Raw genomic sequence first — 6,573 nt, 5'->3', positions numbered from 1 at the left:
GGTTCTGTGCAACAAAAGATTCATTATACAGTGTTAATATCCGTTACAGATAAGGCATTGTAAGAACCATTTTTCAACGGATACATTTCACCATTTACTTCTTGGTAAAACTCAATTCCCAACACCTGAATCACAGGTAAAGTAGAATTCGCAGTGATCGTTGCTGTTAAATCAATAGCAGCTCCTAGTGTACTGTCGTATGGTAAAACCGCAGTTTCATCACTTTCAAAAGTTGAAGTTTCCGCAGAAAAATCAATCTCAGCAGCACCCATGACCATTTTAAAGTGTGTAGTTCCTGTTGGTGCTGCAACACGAATACTTGGTGCAAAAGCAGCAATGCTCACAGAAGCATCTCCAGATACACGATCAAATGCATTCACAAAAGGGGTAAATAATGTAGCACCTAATTTTGCGTTAGTGTTAAATTCAAACCCAACTAACAGGTCTAAATTTCCATCTTCAACAGTTCTCAATCCACGCGCATTTGTGCTATCAGTTTTTACAATTTTCAACAAATCAGTAGTCAATCTACTCACCACTCTTTTATCTTTTGCATTTTGTAATAAAACACGAATTGCATTACGCAATACTTTTCCACCTTTTCCAGCAGCTCCAAATTCGGCTCCATTCTCACGCGTTCTTTGAAACGCAGGATCATTTGCAATTCTTGATGCTTCCACACCACCTTTTTCTCGGGCCAAATGCCCATCAGAAGTTTTGTAAAAGGAAATACCTCCAATAGTTCCTTTTAATTTAATAATACCAGTTTGTTTAGCCATAATGTTATAAAATTTTTAATTCTCAACAAAGCAACCTATCTTTATAAAAGAAATCAAAAACAGAAATCCATTCATTCCGAAAACACCCTTTTTGAGTCAAATTATGGTGTATAGACAAAGCATAGATAGTGGTAGGATAAAGTATGGATAGAGTATGAAAATGAAGATTGTAAGAGCTTGCATATACCCAAAAGACATTCAGTGCATCACTGGCAGAAGTGAACGCTATGGACGTAAACTTTTAAATAGAATTAAAGTTCATTTTGGCAAAGAACCACACCAGTTTGTAACTGTTAATGAATTTTCAGAATACTCTGGAATTGAGATAGATATCGTAAATGAATACATATCTAACTAAATAAAAAGGGGCAAATTCGGTGTCAGTAAAAATATTAGACCTCTGAAACCCTAGTAAAATAGGGGTAAATTAAAATAATTCGACTCCCATCTTCTCCACAATAAAATAATAAACCATAAACTAGCTGTTTATGGTTTGTTGTATTTAGAGGCTATATGTTTTTGTTGAACTAATGATGTAGAATCAGTTATAACTGTTATAAGATCTATTCTAAAAAAGATAAAAGTCTTAAAAACGTAGATTGAAATACTTGATGTTTAGGAGTTTTTAAGGAGTAAGTTTATTTTGATTGTTTAATTCTAAACGAATGTTTTCAGCTTCGTAAATAATAATATACTTTTTAATATTGTTTAACCCTTTTTTACTAATTTCTTTCATTAGCGAATCTATATTTGAAGTGTGAATTAATTTAACTCTGTATACAGTTAAATTTGGAGAAGCATCATTAATTTCTTCAGTTTCTTTATTTAATTCAATCACAACTGATCTTGAAAAATAGCTGTAAATAAGATATTCTTTTTTGTCTTCTTTAGAAGTGAAACTTATGAAATTTCCTTCATAATTTGTGTTGTCAATATTAATTTTTATTTCTTTTGAATTGAAGTTAATAAAATCGTTATTTTCAGATTGAAAAATTTGAGAATGTGATATTATATTCGTTAATAGAAGCATTAATAAAAATAATTTCTTTTTCATTATAATTTTTTTAGGGGTATGTTAAAATATATTTAATAAGCACCAAAATTAAGTTAGTTCTATTCATTTTACTTACGGAAAACCGTTTTTTATGTAAAATTTTCAACAAAAAAAATACTGAAACATGTAGAAAATTCTATATTTACTCAAAAATTAGAATTCTATATTTAATTTAAAACATCTAAAGTTATTTAGTTGAACATTTTGTCTGAATAATTATTGTTTGGGTGTTTTTTTAGTTTTGAATTCTCTAGGTAATTAAATTTTAATAAAATAAGTATGAATACAATTCCCCAAAACACACATTTAAAAGTATCCGAAAAATTGGTTGGATCCGTAGTCTCAATTGAGGGGGATACAGCGAAAGTTGCCCTTGAAATAATTGATGAAATGGTAGTTGATGAGTTTAATTTAACGCATGGTGGTTTTGTCTTTGGATTGGCAGATTATGCCGCAATGGTTGCTATAAATGAGCCAACGGTAGTTTTAGGGAAAGCTGAAGTAAAGTTTATTAAACCAGTTATCCTAAATGAAAAGTTAACAGCTATTGCCACCATTTCAGATAATTCTAACGGAAAAAAAATAACGGTTTCAGTAACAGTTGTTAATGCAGAAGAGCAACTTGTTTTTGAAGGTTCTTTTATATGTTTTGTTTTAGAAAAACATATTTTAGAGTAAGAATAGTTTAAAAACTAATTGAATTAATTTTCTGTTGAATTCATCTAAATTATGAGTTTTATGGGGTTAATTCTATAGTTTTTTAATATTTTTACAGTTATATTTAAATTATGTCTATGAACTTGTACCCATTAAAATTTCAACCAATATCAAAATACCGAATCTGGGGTGGTGAAAAAATAAAAACCATTTTAAATAAAGATTTTAATGAAAATAATATTGGTGAAACTTGGGAAATTTCGGGTGTAAATGGAGATGAGACGGTTGTTTCTGAAGGACCATTAAAAGGACAAACATTAAAAAATATTATTGAAACCTATAAAGAGCACTTTGTGGGCAATAATACATACAAACATTTTGGTAATGAATTTCCTTTATTAATTAAATTCATCGATGCAAAATTACCTTTATCTATTCAGGTACATCCAAATGATGTTCTTGCCAAGCAGCGCCATAATTCCTTCGGAAAAAACGAAATGTGGTATATTATGGAGGCTGATGAATCGGCAGAAATAATTGTTGGATTTAATAAAGAATGTTCTAAAAAAGAATTTCAACATAAATTAGAAAATGCTGAAGTTTTGGATATTATGAATGCTGTTAAAGTTTCAGAAGGAGATACTTTTTACATTCCTGCAGGAAGAATTCACGCCATTGGTTCCGGAGTTCTGTTGGCTGAAATTCAGCAAACATCAGATGTGACTTACCGTGTTTACGACTATAATAGGGTAGATGCTAAAACAGGTGAGAAAAGAGAGTTACATGTTGATTTAGCCTTAGATGTTATAGATTATGGTTTTCATAAGGAGTATAAAACTAGTTATAAGCAAATAAAAAATGAGTCAAATAAGTTGGTTCATTCCCCATATTTTAATACAAATTTTATTGAAATAACTACTGAAATTACAAAAGACTACACTTTATTAGATTCTTTTGTTATATATATATGTGTTGATGGTCATTTTGAAATTAGTTGCAATAACACAACGTATACAGTTTCTAAAGGCGAAACAATTTTACTCCCAGCAGCTATTCAGAAAGTTATTTTAAGTGCTGAATTTGCAAAGCTTTTAGAGGTTTACATCTAATTTTTAAAAGTATAGTTGAATAAATTTCAGTTATTACTTTAAAAATAGTTTAATATTGTACAAACAATATCTTTTAAGTTGAAATTAATTAAACACATATTTTGCTTCACAATTTTCTTAGGTTCCATTATTTCCGAAGCTCAAGAATTACCTCCAATAAAAAATTTTATTCCAAATATGTATGGGGCCGAAAATCAAAACTGGTCAATATCACAAGGAGAAGATAATTATATTTATGTAGCCAATAATATAGGCTTACTAGAGTATAATGGAGCTAAATGGCAACTATATACCTTGCCAAATGGGTCAGTGGTAAGATCTGTAAATGTTGTAAATTCTAAAATATATACTGGTGCTTATATGGAATTTGGCTATTGGGAAAAAAACCAATACGGCAAATTAATATATGAGTCTATAAGTAGTAAAATTAAAAACGATTTAATAGCGGAAGATTTTTGGAATATTTTACCGTTTGATTCTTTTATTTTATTTCAATCCTTACAGCGAATTTATATTTATGATACCATAAATGAATCCTTCAGTATAATTGATGCTAAAGTACCTTTAACAAATATTTTTAAGGTTAATGAAAGTTTATATTTTCAAAAAAAAGGTTTAGGGATTTTTAGAATTGAAAATGGTGAACCTGTTTTAATTTCAGAAGATCCTATTTTGAAAAACCATATCATTGTTAATATATACTTAATTAACGAATCATTATTTTTCCAAACGCAAGAATTGGGGATTTTTAAATTTAATAATGCCAAAATTTCTAAATGGGACATTCCTGCAAATGAAAGCATTCAAAATTTAAACGTTTATAGCAGTTTACAATTAAAAGATGGAAGCATTGTTTTAGGTACAATTTCAGATGGGATATACCATTTGAGTAAATCTGGATATTTAATTACTTCAATAAATCAAGAAAAAGGATTAAACAATAATACAGTACTTTCTTTATTTGAAGATAACGACCAAAATATTTGGTTAGGTTTAGATAACGGAATTAGTGTTATAAATTTTAATTCGCCTTTTAGTGTTTATAACGATTTGAAAGGGAAACTAGGTTCTGTTTACGCATCGGTTGTTTTTGAAGATAAATTGTATTTGGGTACAAACCAAGGATTATTTTTTAAAAAATTGAATTCAAACGAAAATTTTAAATTTATAAATGGAACTAAAGGTCAGGTTTGGTGCTTAAAAGTTATTGATAGCACCCTGTTTTGTGGACATAATTCAGGAACTTTTGTAGTGGGTAATAATAAAGCTACATTAATTTCTGATATTATGGGGACTTGGGATGTTAAGCCAATTTTTAAAACGGGTTTATTATTGCAAGGAAATTACAATGGGTTAAGTGTTCTTGAAAAGAAAGGAAATACTTGGAACTTAAGAAATACCTTAGATGGCTTTAATATATCTAGTAGGTTTTTTGAATTTAGTAAAGAAAATGAAATTTTTGTACATCATGAATCTAATGGAGTATTGAGACTTAAAATTGACACTAATTTTGAAGGTGTTTTAAATTACCAAAAAGAGCCTAGCGCACCAAAAAGTTTAAAATCTAGTTTGGTAACATATTACAACAAGCTAATTTATGCATCAAATTTAGGAGTCTTTGTGTATGTAAAAGAGCAGCAAAAATTTATAAGAGATACAATTTTAACCAATAATTTTATAAATAACGATAATTATATATCAGGAAAATTAATTGTAGAAGATAAAACAAATACGCTATGGGGATTCACAAAAAATAGCCTTGTTTATTTTTCACCTGGTAAATTAGACAGTTCGTTAAGATCTCATAATATTTCATTAACTGCCGATTTAAGAAACTTTTTACCCGGTTTTGAGAGTATGACCTATTTACAAGATGCCGTTTATTTATTTGGTACTTCTCGTGGTTATATAAAGCTCGATGTAAACAAATTTAATAACGATAGTTTTAATATTACTATAAATGCTATTCAGGAGAGTGTGTTAAATGAAACAAAAAATGATGTAGCTCTAAATACATCTACAAAATTTAAGGCCTTTGAAAATAATTTATTTTTTGAATTTAGTGTTCCTGAGTTTAATAATTATTTTGAAGTTCATTATCAGTATCAGTTAGAAGGTTTACACCATAATTGGAGTAACTGGTCAACGAATTCAAAAGTGTCATTTGAAAATTTACCTTATGGTGAATATAAGTTTAAAGTAAGAGCTCAAATTGGAAACCAACTATCCGAGAATATTGCATCGTATAAGTTCACCATAGATAGACCATGGTATATTTCAAATAAAATGATTGTAGTGTACAGTGTTTTATTTATTTTAATAATTGTGCTTGTTCATTTTATTTATAAACGAAATTTTAATAAGCAAAAACAAAAACTAATAGAAAAAAAACAACGCGAATTTGCTTTGTCGAAATTAGAAAGTGAAAAAGTAATCATGAAGTTGAAGAACGAACGATTACAAAATGAAATTGATAGTAAAACACGTGAACTTTCGGCATCTACAATGAGTATTGTAAAGAAAAATCAAATTTTAAATACGATAAAGGAAGAATTAGAAAGCGTAAAAGAGAGTGGTAAGGTAAAGCCTGTTATTAAAATAATTAATAAAAATCTTACTAATACAGGTGATTGGGAAATGTTTCAAAAAGCTTTTAATGATGCCGATAGTGATTTTTTAAAGAAGGTTAAAAATGTACACCCAACATTAACTCCAAATGATTTACGTTTATGTGCGTATTTAAGATTGAATTTATCGTCTAAAGAAATAGCTCCTTTGTTAAATATTTCAGTGCGTAGTGTTGAGATAAAACGATACCGTTTGCGTAAAAAAATGGAGTTACAACATGAAAAAAGCCTTGTTGAGTATATTTTACAGTTATAAAGCCTACAACAAAAGCTAAAACCACCTCAACATTACCACAACATTTCGTTAACTACAACGGAATAGTAATAATTTGAACAAGTTTTTTTTA

At 28.8% G+C, this 6,573-nt stretch carries 5 protein-coding genes; 3 read left to right on the top strand and 2 right to left on the bottom strand.

Annotated elements, in window-relative coordinates:
- Positions 1–23: 23 nt before the first annotated feature.
- Both CHB67_RS07370 and CHB67_RS07360 read right to left on the bottom strand, forming a co-directional pair.
- Positions 24–779: a hypothetical protein gene (locus CHB67_RS07370; protein ID WP_089381100.1), complete on the bottom strand. Its 756-nt coding sequence runs from the start codon at positions 777–779 to the stop codon at positions 24–26.
- 625 nt (positions 780–1,404) lie between these two features.
- Positions 1,405–1,833 (bottom strand): hypothetical protein, encoded by a 429-nt coding sequence (locus CHB67_RS07360; protein WP_089381099.1) that lies wholly within the window; start codon positions 1,831–1,833, stop codon positions 1,405–1,407.
- A gap of 279 nt (positions 1,834–2,112) precedes the next feature.
- On the opposite strand from CHB67_RS07360, the gene CHB67_RS07355 reads away from it, so the two are divergent.
- The 3 genes from CHB67_RS07355 (at position 2,113) to CHB67_RS07345 (ending at position 6,482) form a co-directional block, all read left to right on the top strand.
- Positions 2,113–2,511 carry a PaaI family thioesterase gene (locus CHB67_RS07355; protein ID WP_089381098.1) on the top strand — a complete coding sequence of 133 codons (399 nt, stop codon included), beginning with the start codon at positions 2,113–2,115 and terminating at the stop codon, positions 2,509–2,511.
- Positions 2,512–2,627: 116 nt separating this feature from the next.
- Positions 2,628–3,599, top strand: coding sequence for a type I phosphomannose isomerase catalytic subunit (locus CHB67_RS07350; protein ID WP_089381097.1), 972 nt, complete (start codon positions 2,628–2,630; stop codon positions 3,597–3,599).
- Positions 3,600–3,677: 78 nt separating this feature from the next.
- The gene (locus CHB67_RS07345) at positions 3,678–6,482 is read left to right on the top strand and encodes a helix-turn-helix and ligand-binding sensor domain-containing protein (protein ID WP_245813445.1); all 2,805 of its coding nucleotides are present in this window, start codon (positions 3,678–3,680) and stop codon (positions 6,480–6,482) included.
- Positions 6,483–6,573 lie beyond the last annotated feature (91 nt).

This window comes from Lutibacter agarilyticus (assembly GCF_900188235.1).
GTDB lineage: Bacteria > Bacteroidota > Bacteroidia > Flavobacteriales > Flavobacteriaceae > Lutibacter > Lutibacter agarilyticus.
The sequence above is the reverse complement of the archived record's forward strand: the minus strand, read 5'-3'. Positions and strand labels throughout refer to the sequence as shown.

Bases quoted from the DNA above. Each gene is read 5' to 3' on its own strand.
- CHB67_RS07355 (WP_089381098.1), top strand. From the start codon at position 2,113: ATGAATACAATTCCCCAAAACACACATTTAAAAGTATCCGAAAAATTG.
- CHB67_RS07370 (WP_089381100.1), bottom strand. From the start codon at position 779: ATGGCTAAACAAACTGGTATTATTAAATTAAAAGGAACTATTGGAGGT.
- CHB67_RS07350 (WP_089381097.1), top strand. From the start codon at position 2,628: ATGAACTTGTACCCATTAAAATTTCAACCAATATCAAAATACCGAATC.
- CHB67_RS07360 (WP_089381099.1), bottom strand. From the start codon at position 1,833: ATGAAAAAGAAATTATTTTTATTAATGCTTCTATTAACGAATATAATA.